Below are 18,812 nucleotides of genomic sequence, written 5' to 3' on the forward strand. Positions count from 1 at the left end.
CTTTGTTTATATGATTTTTGATAAAAGAGTGTTGAGGTATAAAAATGTTAGCGCGAGATAGTTCTTAATTTCTTGTAATGTGACTTTTTGCAATCTGACTTTTTGCAAATTGTGACAGCAAAAATGTCGATATTTGATAGGCTAAAAGGTAAAGAGCAGTGTGTTAAAGAAATTCTAAAAAATAGTGCGGTGATTATGAATTTACAATATGCGTTACTTAATGATAATAGTTGGCAAGATTTGGCTCACTGGCAAACGCCAGACACGCCTTTTATGACATTTGAGTTTTGGCATGCACTTAGTGATACAGGCGCTATTGGCGAAAAAGCAGGCTGGTTGCCAATTTATATATTAATCCATCGTCCAAATGAAGTAGGAAGTGCTATTAACGACACTAGTGCTGATGATGACGATACCGCGCAGCCAACGCTTTCTTCAGAACAAATAGGGCAGCCTGTTGCGGTCATGCCGGTTTTTATTAAAGGTCACCATCGAGGGGAGTTTGTATTTGATCACACTTGGGCCCAAGCCTATGCGCAATATGGTCTCGATTATTATCCGCGTTTGGTGACTAGCGCACCTTATACACCGGTTACTGGGCAACGCTTTTGGTTAGCAGAAGGTGAGGCGCTGAATACTGATATCTTAAAAGCAGCCATCGCAGGGGTCGATGATATTGCTCAGCAAGTCGAAGCGTCTAGCTGGCATGGGTTATTTGTCACCTCTGAGCTGGCTGCTATTGCTAATATGGCACTACCAAATGATATTGATATAGAAAGGGCACTCAATAATCAAGCAAATGGCGCAGCGGTAGAGCCGATTGAATTACCAATACTTGAGCGGCAAGGCTGTCAGTTTTTATGGCAAAATAAACATTTAAACCAAGATAATCAAATAAACCAAGATAATTCGCTAAGCCAAGACAGTCAGCCGTTCGTCAATTTTGAAGACTTTTTGACAACGCTAAGAGCCAAAAAACGCAAAACCATTCGTGCTGAGAGGCGAAAAGTCGCTGAACAAGGTATCACCTGTCAGCGAAAATGCGGCGATGCTATTACTGAAGAAGATTGGAAAGCGTTTTATCATTGTTATGTGATGACCTACGCAGTACGAGGTCAGCAGCCTTATTTAACGCTAGATTTTTTCAAAAAACTGGCTGTTAGCCTGTCTGAGTATTTGATGTTGGCGCAAGCGCTTGATGTCAATGGAGAGATTATTGCCAGCAGTTTATTTTTCTACGATAATCCCGATAGCGAAAACGCCACGCTTTATGGCCGTTATTGGGGCGCGCTGGGTGAGTATGACAGTTTGCACTTCGAGCTGTGTTATTATCAAGGTATTGAGTTCGCTATCGAACAGGGTTTGTCGTATTTTGATCCAGGCACCCAAGGGGAGCACAAGCTTGTCCGTGGTTTTATTCCGACCAAAACTCACTCGTTGCACCGCATTTATGATACGCGCTTTATCCCAGCGATTAGCAATTTTTGCGTAAAAGACCGTATGAATATGGCGCAATATCGCAAGCAGGCGTTTGAGGCGTTACCTTTTAATATTGATAATATGCCAACGTTCAATAGTGCTAATTGATATTTTATTTATCATTTTTCTGTTGCTTCCTGCTTAGCCGTTTTCTATTTAACCACTTTCTATCAGCCATAAACTATGACCAGTAATTCTTCTTGTTCTAACCCATTATTTGCTCCCAGTGAGCTAGTTGATTTTCTCAATACCGAAGGTTCTCTTACGGCTATGCTAGAAGTAAAAGCTGGGCAGCCATTACGCGTTGAGCGTAGTTTTGAGGGTTATCAATTGTTGACCTTGGCGCAAAAAAAGCAACTGGGTGTGCAAGGTGCGGCGTTAAGCCGTCCGTTATTGGCTTGGGTTCGTGAGTCACAGTTGTATGGCAATGATGAACAGCCTTGGGTGCAAGCACAAAGTATTTTTCCTTTAATAAGCTTAAAGGGGTGCGCTCGCCGATTACAGCAGTTGAAAAGTACGCCAATTGGCTATGTGTTATTTAAGCGTAGTCGTACTTTGCCCAATCGACGTTCTATCGAAAAGACGGCAGACGGCTGGCAACGGCAGACGATTTATAATTGGTATGGTCGTAAAATACTTATTAGTGAAACCTTTTTAGAAGCGTTTTTAACTAATGAGGGTTAAACAATTACAATAAAAATTAATATATAAAATCAGTAAGTCGTTTATTTTATTGCGCATTTATTATCATGATAATCTCATTTAAAGCCTTCAGCTTACAGTGAGGTTTTTTTGCGCTCACAGGCCAAAGTTTCATGCTACACTTAATCCATAGCGATGATATCGATGCCTTTATATATCGAATTTATTGCCAAACCAGACAAGCTCTCAACAGGTCGATTGCCTTTGTTTGTCTACTTCAAGCTCCTTTTGCTACTCACTTCTTTTCAATGAAAGTCACCACTAACGACAGTCACTACTTAGGACCTCACTATGTTTAAAGATATTTCTATCAAAGAATTTGATCCAGTACTTGCTGAAGCCATGGCTGCTGAAAGCGTTCGTCAAGAAAATCACATTGAGCTTATTGCATCAGAAAACTATTGCTCGCAAGCAGTGATGGAAGCACAAGGCACCGACCTGACCAATAAATACGCTGAAGGCTATCCTGGTAAGCGTTATTATGGTGGTTGTGAGCATGTCGATGTGGTTGAGCAATTGGCCATTGACCGTGCAAAAGAATTGTTTGGCGCTGAGTACGCCAACGTCCAACCGCACTCGGGTAGCCAAGCAAACTCGGCGGTATTTTTAGCACTACTTGAAGCGAACGATACGGTACTAGGCATGAGCCTAGACGCAGGTGGTCACTTGACTCACGGCGCGCATATTAACTTCTCAGGTTTGAACTACAACGCCGTTCAGTACGGCTTGGCCGAAGAAACTGGCCTAATTGATTATGACGAAGTTGAGCGTTTGGCAAAAGAGCACAAACCCAAAATGATTATTGCTGGCTTCTCAGCGTATTCACAAGTGGTCGATTGGGCGCGTTTCCGTGAAATCGCCGACGAAGTAGGCGCTTACCTTTTAGTAGATATGGCTCACGTTGCAGGTTTGGTCGCTGGTGGTGTTTATCCAAACCCAGTACCATTCGCCGATGTGGTCACAACGACGACGCACAAAACCTTGCGTGGCCCACGTTCAGGAATGATTTTGGCGCGTGATGAGGCACTGGCGAAAAAGCTAAACTCTGCGGTATTCCCAGGCAACCAAGGCGGTCCTTTAATGCACGTTATCGCGGCGAAAGCGGTTTGCTTTAAAGAAGCGCTAGAAGATAACTTTAAGACTTATCAGCAACAAGTGGTTAAAAACGCTCAAGCGATGGCACAAGTTATCATCGACCGTGGCTATGAAATCATCTCTGGTGGCACCGAAAACCATCTCATGCTAATCAGCTTGGTTAAGCAAGAAATGACTGGTAAAGAAGCAGATAAATGGCTTGGTGATGCGTTCATCACGGTCAACAAAAACGCCGTTCCAAACGATCCTAAATCTCCATTTGTGACCTCTGGAATTCGTATCGGAACTGCTGCACTGACTACTCGCGGTTTTGACGAAGCAGATGTCAAAGACGTTGCTACTTGGATTTGTGACGTGTTAGACAGCCGCGGTGATGAAAAAGTCATCGCTGAGACTCGCGAAAAAGTAAAAGCGCTGTGTGCGAAAAAACCTGTCTACGCTAAAAACCAGTAATTCTTAATTATTGAGTTTTCAGCTCTAAATAAAAAACCGCTTAGCTAAATGGCTAGGCGGTTTTTAATTTATCATTTATCTTAATCTAACTGTGTTGCATCACTGGCTTAGAATGGCAACTTGGTAAATATCTGCAATACTGTTGCGTTAACGATATCGACAAAGAAGGCACCAACCATCGGCACAATCAAAAACGCTTTCGGTGATGGCAAGTAGCGATCGGTCACTGCCTGCATATTGGCAATGGCCGTTGGGGTTGCTCCCATACCAAAACCAGAATGTCCAGCTGCCAACACTGCCGCATCATAATCTTTGCCCATGACTCTATAGGTGACGAAATAAGCATAACCAATCATGACGGCAGTTTGCACGAGTAAGATTATCAAGACTGGCCCTGCCAAATCCGTCAATTCCCACAGTTTCAATGACAATAGCGCCATGGCTAAAAACAGGCTTAACGACGCATTACCAATCACATCAATCGCACGGTCAAACATATCAAAGTTAAAGACCATGGTCAGCGCATTACGAATAACTACGCCGCCTGCCAATGCCCAAACGAAGGTAGGTAATTCAAATGCCGTGCCTTCTGCAACAATGGTCATCAAATCAGCAAACGCTAAAGCACCTGCAAACAATGCCAGACTTTCAATAGTAGAAGAAGCGGTAATCAAACGGATATTATCCGGCTTTTCAAACATCTCTTCATGTCTGTCATCACCGTCTTTGTCATGCTTGGTACTGTATAACGACTGCTGGCCAGCAAGCTTTTCAACATCACTTTGGTTTGGATTGATGGGCGCAGGCTTAATGCCCATTTTATTGATCAATCTGCGTGCAACAGGGCCACCAACCAGACCACCTGCGACCAAACCATAAGTCGCAACGGCAATACCGAGGGTTGTGGCACCAACCACACCATACTGTTCTTCCAATACCACACCCCATGCCCCAGCAGTACCATGCCCACCAGTTAAGGCAATAGAACCTGTCACCAAGCCAAGTAGTGGATCAAGCCCAAGCGCGCTTGCCATGGCGACCCCAACCACATCTTGCAAAACAATAAAGACCGATACAACGATGGTAAAAATCAGTAACGGTGAACCGCCCGCCTTAAGGCGGCCAAAATCAGCACTCAGACCGATTGAGGCAAAGAACATTAGCATGGTCGCTGTTTGTAATGCTTGATTGAAGTTAAAGGTATAACCCCAAACCAAATTAAGCGCATACACAATGGCGGCGGCAACCAGACCACCTGCCACAGGTTCTGGAATATTAAAGTCCTCTAAAAACTTTATCTTCTTGACCAAGAAGCGCCCAAGTAACAGCACTAATGTTGCGAATATTAGCGTGTAATATCCATTTAATGTGACTTCCATGAGTTCATCCTTTCTATAAATATAAATTTACCTGAATTCGGTATAAAGCTGTTTTTATCTCGAATTTAGGTTCTGGTCGTCTTGCTATTTTTACTGTTAAATCGTACCTATTAAATTGCTGCTATTAAAAAGCATCTATTCAAAAGCAGGGTCTGAGTCACCTACAATCCATAATCGCAGTTCGCCAAAATCTTCACAGGCGTCTTTAATGATAGGCTTAAAGACATTAAAGTCCTCAGTGTTGATTTTTTCTACCTTATTTAAGTAAAGGGTAAAGTCTGTGATATCGATATTGGTCAAACCGTCCCAAGCGCTGTCCCAATTATGGTTGAGGTTACGTAGATAGCCATCAGTTGAATGGAGGGCACGCCTTAACATTCTTGGGTGGCAAGGGACAAAATCTACGCTGGGCTTAAAATTGCCGCAGTTATAACGCGTCATTCATTAGGAGCGACTTCAGCTGTGCGCCATTGATTGTTATTAGCATTTCAATAATTAATCCTTTTACTTTGCTCGGTGCAACCTCTTGTAGCGGGACCGTTATTAAGCAAAATAATTTTTATTTGGCCTATATAAGACCTCTGTTTATAATAAAAAAAACGTCAGCAATTAAGCTGACGTTCTGTAACAATTATACTGCACACAGTATTACAAATTGTATTGAAGACGTAATAAGTTACATTCGTGTTTCACCTTGACCATAAACAATCCACTTTTGTGAAGTTAAGCCTTCCAGTCCAACGGGACCACGTGCATGAATCTTGTCCGTTGAGATACCGATTTCTGCACCTAATCCATACTCAAACCCATCGGCAAAACGGCTAGAAGCATTAATCATCACGCTTGCTGAATCGACTTCGCGGATAAAGCGTTGCGACTTGGTATAATTGTCGGTAATGATAACGTCAGTATGATGGCTGCCGTGAGTATTGATATGCTCAATCGCCTCGTCAATGCCCGATACGACTTTAACCGCTAAAATAGGAGCAAGATATTCGGTATCCCAATCTTCGCTAGTCGCTGCGGATAGATGACCCTTAAGAGCCGTGTTATCATTTAAGACAGCCTGTGATTTCTCATCGAGGCGCAGTTGCATGGCGTCATCTGCTGTTACAATGGCTTCAGCAATTTTTGGTAATAGTTCATTGGCGACTGCCTCATCCACCAGCAGCGTCTCCATAGTATTACAGGTGCCGTAGCGATGGGTTTTGGCATTGACGCTGACTTTAATCGCTGTTTCTGCATCGGCGTCGCTATCGATAAAGGTATGACAGTTACCATCTAAATGTTTAATCACAGGGACGCGGGCATCGCGGCTGATACGTTCAATCAAACCTTTTCCGCCGCGTGGCACGATAACATCGACATAGTCTGTCATGGTGATGAGCTCGCCAACCGCCGCGCGATCCGTCGTTTGCAATACTTGAACGCTGTGCTCGGAAAGGCCAGCTTTTTTGAGACCTTGTAGAATGCATTTAGCAATCGCTTGATTAGACTCAAATGCTTCAGAGCCACCGCGCAAGATAATTGCGTTTCCTGATTTTAGCGCGAGCGATGCTGCCTCCAGAGTAACGTTTGGACGCGACTCATAAATCATCCCGACCACGCCGAGTGGCACGCGCATCTTACCCAGATGAATGCCCGATGGCTGATACGTCATGTCTGTGACTTCGCCGATAGGGTCAGGAAGAGCGGCGACGTCTTTTAATCCCTGTAACATGCCATCGAAGCGTGCATCATTTAGTTCTAAGCGGTCTAATAATGCCGCGTCTAAATCGTTGTTTTGACCATTATCCATATCGATTTTATTGGCTGCTAAGATGTCTGCCTTGGCGCTTTTTAACACATTATAAATCGCCATGAGCGCTGAATTTTTATCACCTGTACTGGCGGCAGCAAGCGCTCGCGACGCTGCTCGTGCTTGTTTTCCGACCGTTTGCATATAAGCGGTAACATCTGTGGTATTCGATTGACTCATAAATTAACGTCCTTATATCTTCAAGAATTACAAAAATATGTTATTTAACGCCCTGGTGGCGTTCTGCTATTTAACATAGAGGAGATGGGGACGATAGTAAAGTCGATTTTGTGAACACAGACCATTTATCAAGCACTGCAGAGTTTTTTAACTTTATTTCAATATTTTTAAATTCTAATGTTTTTAATAAGTCATCAACCGTTAGAAAACAGTTTGCGGTTACGTATTTTTAACAGAACTGCGCTGTAACTGCTAAGGTAGTCACCATAAATCGTGAGTATAGTGAGTGCTAAGACAGTCAATCAATAAGCTATCAGTGACATGCATAGCAATTGATTGATGTAATAAAGTGATAAATGTTAGAAAGATTAATAGATTAAAGACTCATGATGGAGAATAAAATGGCTATTAAAAATAAAGCATATAAAAACTGGTTGACGGTAGGCTTGGTGGCAGCGGCATTAAGTGTTAGCGCGTGTGGTAAAAAAGACGAGCCTCCAATGGACGTTGAGCCAGCAGCTGATGCGCAAACAGCGGTAGAAAATGATGCTACTGGCGTTGCTACTGCGAACAGCACGGATGGTGTTGCCACTGCGGACAGCACTGATGATGTTGGCGCTGCAAGCGCGAACGAACCTATCACTGGTAACGTCACTAACGATACTAATGCCAATACCAATGCTACTACTAATGACGGTATGGCTGTTGGTGAAAATGATGATGTTGGGGTAGCAACTGCTGATGATGCCGAGGTTCTTGATGGTACTGAAAGCGAAGAGCATATTTCGACGTACTAATTTTCATTTGCTAGCTTTACATTGCTGATTTTACACAGTTAGTTTTGACTGACTAATTTAGCAGATAAAACAGCGCTGACGGCGTTAAGATGATAAAATGAGGTCCATAACTGATTGTGCGTTATGGGCCTTATTTTATAGTCGATATAATTTAAAAAGAATATAGTGCGGCTGAGATAAGTTTTGCGAAGCGCTCTGAAGTGCGAAGCATTCAGCAGGCGGAGAGAATTTATCCTAGTGGCGCGCCATTTCGAGTGATTTTTTTTATATTGAACTGACTATATTGTTCAATCCTAACAAGTAAAAAAAGGCAGGGTTTGCCTTTTTATTGCATTTTAGGCGACAATGGCGCACTTTTTTATTCATGTTTTCACTCATATTTATTGGAAGTCTGCTAAACCATGCTTGATACTGCAAAGAATCCGACTCGGCCTATCGCTTTAGATTTACAAGACGTCCATAAAAGCTACGGCTCGTTGGCGGTGTTAAAAGGGGTGTCTCTTACCGCTTATGATGGCGATGTCATCTCTATTTTAGGCTCGTCTGGCTCCGGTAAGTCAACCTTGCTGCGCTGTATTAATCTGCTTGAAAAGCCCAATCAGGGTCGTATCATCATCGGTAATGATGAGCTGATACTGAAGCCTACCAAATCAGGCGAATTGCAAGCGGCAGATATCAAACAGTTAGAGAGCTTGCGCGCGCGCGTGGGTTTTGTTTTTCAAAACTTTAACTTGTGGCCGCACAAGACCATTTTGCAAAACATCATCGAAGGGCCAACGCAAGTCTTAAAAATTAAAAAAGACCAAGCGATTAGTGATGCAGAAAAACTGCTTGATAAAGTTGGTCTGCTCGATAAAAAAGATGCTTATCCGGCAAACTTGTCGGGCGGCCAGCGTCAGCGTGTAGCGATTGCGCGCGCCCTTGCGATGCAGCCGCAGGTGCTATTATTTGATGAGCCGACCTCAGCACTCGATCCTGAACTGGTCAATGAAGTGCTTGCCGTCATGCGTGAGCTGGCAGCGGAAGGGCGTACCATGTTGATTGTCACCCACGAGATGCGTTTCGCCCGTGAAGTGTCGAGTAAGGTAGTATTCCTTCACCAAGGTATTATCGAAGAGATTGGCACACCGGAACAAGTTTTTGATAACCCGACGTCTGAGCGCGTAAAAGACTTTATGGCATCCCATCGTCAGAACTCATAAACGGTTTTTAATTTCTCCAATTTGAATACCACTTGTTTAATATTAAAAAAGCTTAAAACGTCAGAATTACGCATTAGTAACTTTCTTAGTGTATTTATTACTCAATAATCACAGTAGGTATGCAAAACGTTTGTTTTTGATATTTGAGTCAGGTATTATCAAAAGGTTTACAGGTAGGTGAGAGTAACGCCTGCTTGTGTCTTCTGTTTATTGACTTGCTTATCTGGCAGGGACGTCAGAGAACAAAATATCAGAACACTATATTAAAAATCCATCAGAATTTAAGGAATGTATGATGCCGAATTCTCGCCTATTGTGGTCATCGATGACCGTCACCGCCGCGCTTATGCTTAGTGCTTGTAGCCAGCCTGCTAATGACGCCGCTGATACCAATGCTGATGCCTCTGCTTCAGAAACGGCTGGCAAGACCATTCGTATCGCTACCGAGGGCGCTTATCCTCCTTTCAACTATACCAATGCTGATGGTAGCTTGGCAGGTTTCGATATCGATGTTGCAAATGCGTTATGTGCGCAGATGCAAGCCAAATGTGAGATTGTTGCTCAAGATTGGGATGGAATTATCCCAGGCTTATTGGCGCAAAAATATGACGCCGTCATTGCTGGTATGTCTATCACTGATGAGCGTCAAGAAAAGGTCGATTTTAGCGAGCCTTACTTTGCCAATACCATGGTGTGGCTAACCGATACCAAAGGCAAATTTGATCCTAAATCCATCAAAAATCTAACCCTTGGGGGCCAGCGTTCAACGACACCTGGCGCTTACCTGCAAGACAATTATGAAGGCAAAAATGGCAATACCGTACAGTTATATGACAATTATGACAATGCCTACTTAGACCTAAAATCTGGTCGTAGTGATGCGGTGCTCGCTGAAAAGGTTTCTGCCAAATCATGGTTAGCTGACAACCCAGAGGGTTTCGGTATCGTGGGTGATGAGATTGATAATAACGATAATATTGCCATTGCTGTCCGTAAAGGCGATCCAATCAAAGACGACTTTAATAAAGCGCTGAGCGAGATCCGTAGTAATGGTGAGCTTGCCCGTCTTGAGCAGGAAAACTTCGGTCAGTAATTTGCTTGATGCGCTTTAAAAAAAGTCTTTAACCGATAGCTATAATCAATAGATTGTTTCGATAAGCGCTAATTAACCAATTTCTGAGCCATTGCGGATGAATAACGGCTGGTAAATATATTAAGGAATAACCCCTATGACCACTTCAATGACATTATCAATGAGCAAAAAAGCGCTTTGGCTTGCGCCGCTTAGTGCCGCAATGCTTATGCTTTCTGCTTGTAACAACAGCTCCACACCCGCAGAAAATACTGATGCTGCTGCTACGAGCGATACACCTTTGCATATAAAAATCGCCACAGAATCAAGTTATAAACCTTTTAGCTATACCGACGCTGATGGCAAATTGATCGGTTATGAGATTGAGTTGGTTGATGCTCTGTGTGCGCAAATGAAAGCTGAGTGCGAAGTCATCTCGCAAGATTGGGATGGCCTCATTCCAGGACTCAATGCGCAGAAGTTTGATGCAGCCATCGCTGGCATGACTATTACGCCTGAGCGCAAAGAAGTCGTAGAATTTAGCGATCCTTACTTTTATACCGGTATTATCTTAATCGGTAAAAAAGGCGATGATATTACGGTAGATAATCTAAAAGGTCAGCCGATTGCGTCACAGCGCTCAACGGTTGCTTCGCAGTATCTGCAAGAAAAACATGCCGACTCTGACATCAAACTTTATGACACTCAAGACAACGCTTACTTAGACTTAACCTCAGGTCGCGTTCGTGGCATGATGTCCGATAAAGTCACTGGTATCGATTGGCTAAAAACCGAAGCCGGTAAAGACTACGAAGTCAAAGGTCAAGAAATCAGTACCAGCAATGATGCCATGGGTATTGCTTTCCGTAAAGGCGATCCATTGGTTGCCAAATTTAATAAAGCCTTGGCTGAGCTAAAAGACAATGGTACTTATGATCAAATCACTGGTAGTTATTTTGGTACCAGCTCAACAGCAGCGGCGCAGCAAGCAGTAGCGACTGAGGGTGTCAAAGAAGTCGTGGTCGTTGACGATGGGAATGTCGATGCTAATGCAGTTATCGCAAACGAAGAGCAAACAGAAGCGGCGACTAACTAATACCGCTCTTAGCTGAGCTTTATGAGTGTTAATAAAAGTTTATCAGCTAGACTTTATTCATTAAGCTCTACTTTTCATATTTAATAAAGCACGTTTTCCCTAAAGCGTGCTTTATAGCGTTTATAGTATTTTACTTAGTGAAAATACTAATTAGTCATACCCAGCCGCAATTTTAAGTCCCGATTCTAAGTAACAGTATTCTAAGTAACGATATCAAGGATGATTATGAGCAACCCTCTTGCCCCCGCCAATATATCTAGTACGTCTGCTATCATTTTATCGTCCAGCAAGCGTTTCTTAAGACCAAAATCACTGCTTGTCATGGCGGCGCTATTGACTTTAACAGGTTGTAGTAACAGTCAAAATGAGTCTGATGACAATGTTAACTCAGAGGCGACTGCGACTAAAGCATCAGAAACGGCTGAAAATAATACCGCTGCGACCGATGATGATAATGTGCTACGTATTGGTACCGAAGGCGCCTATGCACCCTTTAACTATACCAATGCCGATGGGACGTTAGGTGGATTCGATGTTGACATTGCCAATGCTGTTTGTGCCGATTTGCACATGACCTGTGAAATCATCGCGCAAGACTGGGACGGGATTATTCCTGGACTTAAAGCAGGTAAATATGATGCCATCGTCGCTGCAATGTCGGTGACGCCTGAACGTGCAAAACAAGTCGCTTTTACCGATCCCTACTTTAGCAATGCCTTGGTATTTTTAGCCAAAAAAGACAGCAGCTTTGATCCCGCTAATAGCAGCGATATTAATGCGCATTCTATCGCGGCGCAGCGCTCGACTATTTCCTCGCAGTGGTTAGAAAACGCGTATCCAAAAGCTAATATGAAGTTATATGATACGTTAAGTAATGCATTTTTAGACTTGGGTTCTGGCCGCGTCGATGCCATGATATCTGACAAATTGCCAGCGCTAGAGTGGCTTGGCTCACCTTCAGGTAGTAACTATGTGCTAAAAGGTGATGAGATTGATATTAACGATAATTTTGCAATTGCCGTCCGTCCTAACGATGAAGCGCTGCGAGAAAAAATCAATAAATCTTTGGCCAACCTGAAGTCCAATGGAACGTATGATAAAATCAATCAAAAATATTTTGCTGTACCAGAAAATGCAGCGCCTACAGAGGCGACATCAACAGAATCAGTGGCAGATAACGCCGCCCAATAAGCGCTGATTATTGCTATGCTGATTATTGCTATATTAGTGACTGCCTTTATATTGTCATAGTAATCGCGAAGTCATTTACGTATAAAGACATTGCCATCATGGTGATGTCTTTTTTGCTTTTATAACAAACCCTTGTGCTTTTTATGCATTAGAGTCAAAATACCTTAAAAACGTGACGGTACTGCTGGTATAGTTTTTTTGCTTGCTGTGGCTAGCCTACGCAGACAGAGGTTACAAAAAGCTCTTACTGACAGTAATTGAAGAACGTTATCTCTTTTCAATGACCAAATCGACTGTCAACTTTTATCAAATCTCGCTGATTTATTTGATATTTATGCTAATAATTACCTTTTTAGGAAGCGCTTTTATGCGTGAGTATTAACATAGCTGGCAGCGAATATGATAAAATCAGCGCTCATTTCTACTGTGTCAATTTTCGTGGCTATAATCGTATGTATCTGACGTCGATCTATGACGTAAAGGGCCAGTGTCTATTTGGTCCGCAATACGTTTATCAGCAGCGCTCAGCTATTGATGCTGATTCTTTTAACTCATATTTTGCAAATTGCTAATATAAAGAGACTGAGTGGATAATTGTGTTTGATTTACAAGGATTTGGCGCGCTATTACTAAGCGGCGCTACCGTCACTATAAAGCTTGCGTTGACCAGTTTGGTCATCGGTATGGCATTAGGCTTGCTTGGCGCGACAGCAAAGATGTCCAATGTCTGGCTGCTGCGAAAGCTTGCGACGGTCTATACCGCTACCATGCGCGGCATCCCTGAGCTATTACTGGTGCTGTTTATTTATTACGGCGGCTCTATATTGCTCATGAGCATCCTCAAAAAGTTCGGCTATAACGACTATATCGAGATTAGCGCTTTTTGGGGCGGAGTGATGGCGTTATCAATTGCCTTTGGTGCTTATGCGACCGAAATTTTTCGCATGTCCATTCAGGAGATTCCGGTTGGGCAAAGAGAAGCAGCGCAAGCAATTGGCATGCGACCTTTGCAGATCTTTTATCGTATTACCTTACCGCAGGTTTGGCAGATTGCCTTGCCAGGACTGGGGAATTTGTTTTTGGTGTTGCTTAAAGATACCGCTTTGGTTTCGGTTGTGGGCCTAAAAGATATCATGTATCAGTCTTCGCGCGCGGCGCAGTCAACACAGCAGCCGTTTACCTTTTATATGGCAGCGGCGATTATTTATTTGGGTCTGACCATGTTGATTACCGGCTTTATGATGTGGCTTGAGTGGCGCGCCAATCCAGCGGCACGTTATGCTAAAAAGCTCAGCCGTCAAACCAGCCACCATCAAACCACTCAAAGTCAATCGACCATAGGGTAGAGGAGAGATACTATGGATTGGAATTGGCAGGTCATTTTTGACCATATCCCTGACTTATTGGGTGGTGCGGTATTGACCGTCCAGCTAGTAGTTCTTTCAGGAATTATTGGGTTATTTTTTGGTTTGATTTTGGCATTATTGCGATTGTCCAAAAATTGGCTAGTACAAGTCTTACCGTTTTTATATATCTTCTTTTTTCGTGGCACGCCGCTACTGGTACAGATATTTTTGATTTATTACGGCCTTGGACAGTTCGAAGCGGTTCGTGAGTCGTTTTTATGGGAGCCAGTTTTAAGCCAAGCTTACTGGTGTGCCATCATCGCCTTCACCCTTAATACCAGTGCTTATCTGGCAGAGATTATTCGCGGCGCGATTCAAAATATTCCTGTGGGTGAGCTTGAAGCGGCCGATGCTATTGGCATGTCAAAATGGCAGAAGCTCACACGCATTACCTTACCGCGCGCCTTTGGTATCGTTATTCCCGCCTACAGTAATGAAGTTATTTTTATGCTAAAAGGCAGTGCGCTGGCATCAACCATTGCCTTGATGGATATCACTGGTGTCGCTCGAACGATTAGTGCGCGCACTTATACCTTGATGGAACTGTTCTTTGCCGCTGGTATTGTCTATTTATTATTATCTTGGGTGATTTTATTTAGCTTTAGATTGTTTGAAAAACGTATGAATCGTCATGCGAGCTACGTACCGCCAGATGTGATTACCAATACCATTCCTTAAAAGTAGGCAAGGCAAAACAAAAAAGCTATAGTGATCATAAATCCCAAAAACATACCGTAAGGAAGCTGTATGAGCTCGTCACCCCACATGTCCATCGCTAACGCTATTGTTGGTAGCGTGAAAGATGCTGATAGCGCCAATAATACTAATAGTGATACTAACGTTGATACCAATGAACGTCTGCGCGCTTCTATTGGCAAAGTCGTCTGCGTTGGACGCAATTATGCGGCCCATGCGCAGGAATTGGGAAATGAAGTACCCACTACACCGATGCTATTTATGAAACCTGCCTCTGCGGTAGTGTCCACTCGTCATGGTATTGTACGTCCAAACCCCGCCATATTTGGTGAAACCCATTATGAAGCTGAGTTGTGTATTCAGCTATCAGCAGACTTATCAGAGGCCACGATTGAAGAGGCCAAGCAAGCCATCGGCGGTGTAACCTTGGGATTGGATTTGACCCTGCGTGAGCTGCAAACTGAGCTTAAAGCAAAAGGTCATCCTTGGGAACGTGCTAAGTGCTTCGATGGCGCTTGCGTGCTTGGTGACTGGCTTGATCCGCAAACGTTTGGTGACTTTGAAAACGTGCATTATCAGCTGTTTATCAATGAGGCGCTAAAGCAAGACGGCGATAGTGCTCTGATGCTATTCCCTGTTCATAAGTTATTGGTCAATATCAGTCACGCCTTTAGTTTGCAAGCAGGTGACGTGATTATGACAGGGACACCAAGCGGCGTTGGCGTATTACAAGCGGGTGATGCGTTGATTTTAAAATTAGGCGCTCATGAATGGCAAGTGCAGGTTAAATAACCATTGATTATTTGATTAACCTCACTATCTTTTAATAATGAAACCTCAGATCTAATCTGGGGTTTTTATTGTTAGGTGTATCGCAACAATATTGTATGTATATTAAGAGATATATTTATATTAAAGGGTATATTTATAAAAAACAGTACTTTGCGTGCCTGTAACTATTCTAACCATAAAAATACCTGACAGTTAAATCATTTGCTTCTGTTTATGCCATTTACAGGCTAGTATGGAAAACATTCTTAATCGTTTGATGTTGCCAAATTATGCCCCTCTCAAAACCTTTAGACACCATTCATGATTTATTTGCTACGACTCGACGTCCATCTGATGATGAGTCAAGGACTGATACAGGCTTTCAAGGCGATGTCTATGAAGCGCTATCAAAACTTGACTATATTTATGTGGATGAGCTGACCGCCGAAAATGTCGATAACAGCGATACAAAACCGCATCAACCTATCTCGCTAGTTGATTTCTTTGAAGGTTTGGCGCAGCTTGCCACAATGGGCGTGGTGGAAGTCACCGATATTGTAGAGGCTATTCATCGTGAGATTCTGCTGCGACCGTTAGGGCGGTTTAATAAAGGCAATGTTGAACACTGGCAGCGCGGTATCACTGGACGGATTTATGGCACGGTACGTCGAACGATGCAATTAGTCGGCAACAATCTTGCTTCAGGACTGCGTCTTTATAACACAGTTTCAAAACCCAAAAAGATACAACCGTTACCCTTAAATTTGCGCCGCGTGGTCAACATCTTAAATGGGGTCATGGGCGATCATCTTATCACCCATCATAATCCATTGGCAGTCTCAATGGTGCTATACGATAAAGACAATTGTGTTCAAAGTGCTGCGCTATCAGGGCGAGTGATGGTGTTATGTCATGGGCTTTGTATGAGCCACTTAAGCTGGCAAGTAACGGGTGAAAATAATCTAGGAGCAATGCTGGTCAGCAATCTGCCAAATACGACGGTTCTGTATGTGAACTACAATACCGGTCGACGTATCTCGAGTAATGGACGTAGCTTTGCCAAGGTTTTGCAAGATTTGGTCGAAAACAATCCAGATATTACTCAGCTTGATTTAATCGGTCATAGTATGGGTGGCTTATTGAGTCGTAGTGCGCTGTTTTATGGTAAAGAGCAAGGATTTAGCTGGGTCAAACGTGTGGGCAATCTGGTTACCTTAGGCTCACCGCATCATGGCGCAAGCTTGGAGCGGATTGGTAATTTTGTTCAATATAAGATTGCCAAGCTGCCTTTTGCGGGTTCATTGGCCAAATTGGGCGACTTACGTAGCGCTGGTATTATTGATCTGCGTTATGGCAGTATTCGCGATGCGGACTGGAAATCTTTAGAGAAGCGCAGTGTGCTACCAGCAGAGTTTCGCCATCCGACGCGCTTACCTTTGCATGTCAATACCTATTTAGTCGCAGCAGCATTGATTGAAACGCATTATGAAAATAAAACCACCAGTTTATTGGGTGATGGACTGGTTTCAGTAGAATCAGCACTGGGTGAATATACCGAAGAGCATACGCTGAGCGTGCCAGAGGGTCATAAGGCGATATTTTATGGCGTCAATCATATGAATCTAATCTATAACGACAGGGTGCTTGCGCAAGTGATTGATTGGTTGGCAGCCAATAAACTAGGCGACGCGCATGACGCCAAATATGCGCTTGATAGTCGTATTTATTCGTATCCAATAGATTATGAGGTCGATATTTAAGGGTTTTTAACACCATAAACGTCATCGTTAGTAGGACTATAAAAACGAACTGCGAGCAATAAAAGCTTAAAAACCCTTAAGCATGACACTTGAGGGTTTTCAATTAACAGAAATAAAATTAAAGGCTACTCAGCGAAAATTGCCGCTACATCGTCTTTATTAAATTTGTAGACCTCACCACAAAATCCGCAGTCCATCTCAAAAGTTCCGCCTTGTTCGTCAACGATATCCAAGGCTTCCGTTTCGCCAATTTGCTCAATCGCCATCTCACACTTTTCGCGTGAACAGGTGCAACCAAACGATAGCGATACAGGCTCAGGGGCAACGACTTTTTCTTCATTATACAAACGGTACAGGATTTCGTTGGCATCAAGCGTGGTCAGCTCTTCTGCTTTTAGCGTGCGCGTCAGCACGCTTAAGCGTGTCCACAAATCATCATCGATACCGGCGTCTCGGTTTTGCTCGACTTCATAGGTTTCGGCAGCAGTACGAGGTAGCATTTGTACCAAGATACCCCCCGCTTGCAAGCCGTCTGAGGCCAAATTAATCAGCGTTGGAATCTGCGCCGATTGTTTTTGGTAATGCGCTAAGCAGTCGGCCAAATTGTCATGGCTGCGCTCAACGATACCTTGATACGGCTCGCCACCATCAGGCTGAATATTGATAAATAACACGCCCTGACCAGCCGCGCCGAGCTCAGCAAAAGCGTCTTTTGCATGGATCATATTGTCCCACGCTTGCACTTGCTCGTCGGTGTCGCTTTTCCAGCTGGCAAGAGCACGAATGATACCGTCCTGGTCGCACTCTGCCATGGCCCAATTGAGCAAGCTATTACTATCTGATGATTGCAATTGAATTGATAAGTGACCGTTAATTTTAACAGTACTGATCAGCAAGCTTGCCGCCGTCAGCATCTCACCCAATAAGCGCTTAATGGCTTCAGGATAAGCTTTTTGGGCAATTGTCGTCGCATAACTGCGCGATAGGCGCACCACATCGCCGCGTACCGGTGAGTCTTCGATAAAAAAGCGTTGGCGTACGTCGTTATCGCGGTGGCTGCTCGCTTGTTGGTCAACATTTGGGGCTTGAGTATCTTGTGTCATAGGTCATAACTAGTATTAAGAAGTTGTTAGCTTTATGGGGATTAACTGGGATTTATCAATTGTAGCGCTTAGATTGAGTGCTAAATTTACGCTATCTATTTTTTCCGCCAATTATCGTAACCGCTTGTATTAAAAGTCTATATGATGCTATATATCATCTGCATTTATGAATTTTTTCGACCATTTATTGAAATAAAACAAGCATAATAATTTAAAAATCTGCCCTATTAAAAAAAGTTTACCTTCATCCCTTAAATTGTTGTACAGTAACATTAAGTTGCATAGTGATAAATAACAGCAACAGCATGGATGCATGGCGGAAAGTCAGCTAAAGGCTTTTATAAAGTCAAATAATGGCTTAAACAACGTCAACGTCCCCTCTTAATTTTGTGCTAATGCGATAAAAGGATGTATCTCATGACCTACTTAATCTCTAAACCTCTAACTCTGGTTGCCTTTATGGCGCTTGGCTTGGCGGGCTGTAATAATAGCAATCAAACCAATACGGAAGCGTCGCCAGCAGATGGGGCGGCTACGACCGAGACCACTGAACAGACAGGAAATGCTAACGGTACGCTACAAAAAATTAAAGAATCGGGCACTATCGTGGTCGGTCACCGTGATTCTTCTAT

16 protein-coding genes and 1 pseudogene are annotated in these 18,812 nt (G+C 43.3%); 13 read left to right on the forward strand and 4 right to left on the reverse strand.

Translation table 11 applies throughout. From position 1 onward, the window contains the following. The first annotated feature begins 195 nt into the window (after window positions 1-195). From B4K26_RS06065 to glyA, 3 genes are all read left to right on the forward strand, one after another. A complete protein-coding gene (locus B4K26_RS06065) occupies window positions 196-1,587 on the forward strand; it encodes a GNAT family N-acetyltransferase (RefSeq protein WP_296244198.1) in 1,392 nt (463 codons plus the stop codon). Between the two features lie 75 nt (window positions 1,588-1,662). Further along, complete coding sequence (locus B4K26_RS06070) at window positions 1,663-2,163, forward strand: chorismate--pyruvate lyase family protein (protein ID WP_296244166.1); 501 nt, start codon at window positions 1,663-1,665, stop codon at window positions 2,161-2,163. Window positions 2,164-2,472: 309 nt separating this feature from the next. After that, the gene (gene glyA, locus B4K26_RS06075; RefSeq protein WP_296244168.1) at window positions 2,473-3,729 is read left to right on the forward strand and encodes a serine hydroxymethyltransferase; all 1,257 of its coding nucleotides are present in this window, start codon (window positions 2,473-2,475) and stop codon (window positions 3,727-3,729) included. 107 nt (window positions 3,730-3,836) lie between these two features. Here the strand turns inward: glyA and gltS are convergent, their stop codons facing one another. From gltS to B4K26_RS06090, 3 genes are all read right to left on the reverse strand, one after another. Further along, complete coding sequence (gene gltS, locus B4K26_RS06080) at window positions 3,837-5,108, reverse strand: sodium/glutamate symporter (protein WP_296244169.1); 1,272 nt, start codon at window positions 5,106-5,108, stop codon at window positions 3,837-3,839. Window positions 5,109-5,243: 135 nt separating this feature from the next. Continuing rightward, window positions 5,244-5,486, reverse strand: coding sequence for a hypothetical protein (locus tag B4K26_RS06085; RefSeq protein ID WP_296244171.1), 243 nt, complete (start codon window positions 5,484-5,486; stop codon window positions 5,244-5,246). A 298-nt stretch (window positions 5,487-5,784) separates the two neighbouring features. Continuing rightward, window positions 5,785-7,086 carry a glutamate-5-semialdehyde dehydrogenase gene (locus tag B4K26_RS06090; protein ID WP_296244172.1) on the reverse strand — a complete coding sequence of 434 codons (1,302 nt, stop codon included), beginning with the start codon at window positions 7,084-7,086 and terminating at the stop codon, window positions 5,785-5,787. A gap of 401 nt (window positions 7,087-7,487) precedes the next feature. On the opposite strand from B4K26_RS06090, the gene B4K26_RS06095 reads away from it, so the two are divergent. The 9 genes from B4K26_RS06095 (at window position 7,488) to B4K26_RS06135 (ending at window position 17,077) form a co-directional block, all read left to right on the forward strand. After that, a complete protein-coding gene (locus B4K26_RS06095) occupies window positions 7,488-7,883 on the forward strand; it encodes a hypothetical protein (protein ID WP_296244173.1) in 396 nt (131 codons plus the stop codon). Window positions 7,884-8,284: 401 nt separating this feature from the next. Continuing rightward, window positions 8,285-9,085, forward strand: coding sequence for an ABC transporter ATP-binding protein (locus B4K26_RS06100; RefSeq protein ID WP_296244175.1), 801 nt, complete (start codon window positions 8,285-8,287; stop codon window positions 9,083-9,085). A gap of 292 nt (window positions 9,086-9,377) precedes the next feature. Next, window positions 9,378-10,178 carry a transporter substrate-binding domain-containing protein gene (locus B4K26_RS06105; protein WP_296244176.1) on the forward strand — a complete coding sequence of 267 codons (801 nt, stop codon included), beginning with the start codon at window positions 9,378-9,380 and terminating at the stop codon, window positions 10,176-10,178. A 136-nt stretch (window positions 10,179-10,314) separates the two neighbouring features. Continuing rightward, window positions 10,315-11,253, forward strand: coding sequence for a transporter substrate-binding domain-containing protein (locus B4K26_RS06110; RefSeq protein ID WP_296244178.1), 939 nt, complete (start codon window positions 10,315-10,317; stop codon window positions 11,251-11,253). 225 nt (window positions 11,254-11,478) lie between these two features. Next, a complete protein-coding gene (locus tag B4K26_RS06115; protein ID WP_296244180.1) occupies window positions 11,479-12,444 on the forward strand; it encodes an ABC transporter substrate-binding protein in 966 nt (321 codons plus the stop codon). A gap of 596 nt (window positions 12,445-13,040) precedes the next feature. Then, a complete protein-coding gene (locus tag B4K26_RS06120) occupies window positions 13,041-13,790 on the forward strand; it encodes an ABC transporter permease (protein WP_296244182.1) in 750 nt (249 codons plus the stop codon). Between the two features lie 12 nt (window positions 13,791-13,802). Further along, window positions 13,803-14,528, forward strand: a complete 726-nt coding sequence (locus B4K26_RS06125; protein WP_296244183.1) for an ABC transporter permease — start codon at window positions 13,803-13,805, stop codon at window positions 14,526-14,528. A 180-nt stretch (window positions 14,529-14,708) separates the two neighbouring features. Next, the gene (locus tag B4K26_RS06130) at window positions 14,709-15,338 is read left to right on the forward strand and encodes a fumarylacetoacetate hydrolase family protein (RefSeq protein WP_409521349.1); all 630 of its coding nucleotides are present in this window, start codon (window positions 14,709-14,711) and stop codon (window positions 15,336-15,338) included. Between the two features lie 269 nt (window positions 15,339-15,607). Continuing rightward, window positions 15,608-17,077, forward strand: a complete 1,470-nt coding sequence (locus B4K26_RS06135; RefSeq protein ID WP_296244187.1) for a hypothetical protein — start codon at window positions 15,608-15,610, stop codon at window positions 17,075-17,077. Between the two features lie 125 nt (window positions 17,078-17,202). Here B4K26_RS06135 and B4K26_RS06140 read toward each other — a convergent pair whose 3' ends face one another. Then, window positions 17,203-18,180 carry an Hsp33 family molecular chaperone HslO gene (locus tag B4K26_RS06140; protein ID WP_296244188.1) on the reverse strand — a complete coding sequence of 326 codons (978 nt, stop codon included), beginning with the start codon at window positions 18,178-18,180 and terminating at the stop codon, window positions 17,203-17,205. Between the two features lie 417 nt (window positions 18,181-18,597). Between B4K26_RS06140 and B4K26_RS06145 the strand changes: the two are divergent. Next, window positions 18,598-18,812 (forward strand): annotated as a pseudogene (locus B4K26_RS06145) (amino acid ABC transporter substrate-binding protein); the annotation flags it as partial.

The organism is Psychrobacter sp. UBA6766 (assembly GCF_002453355.1).
Classification (GTDB): domain Bacteria; phylum Pseudomonadota; class Gammaproteobacteria; order Pseudomonadales; family Moraxellaceae; genus Psychrobacter.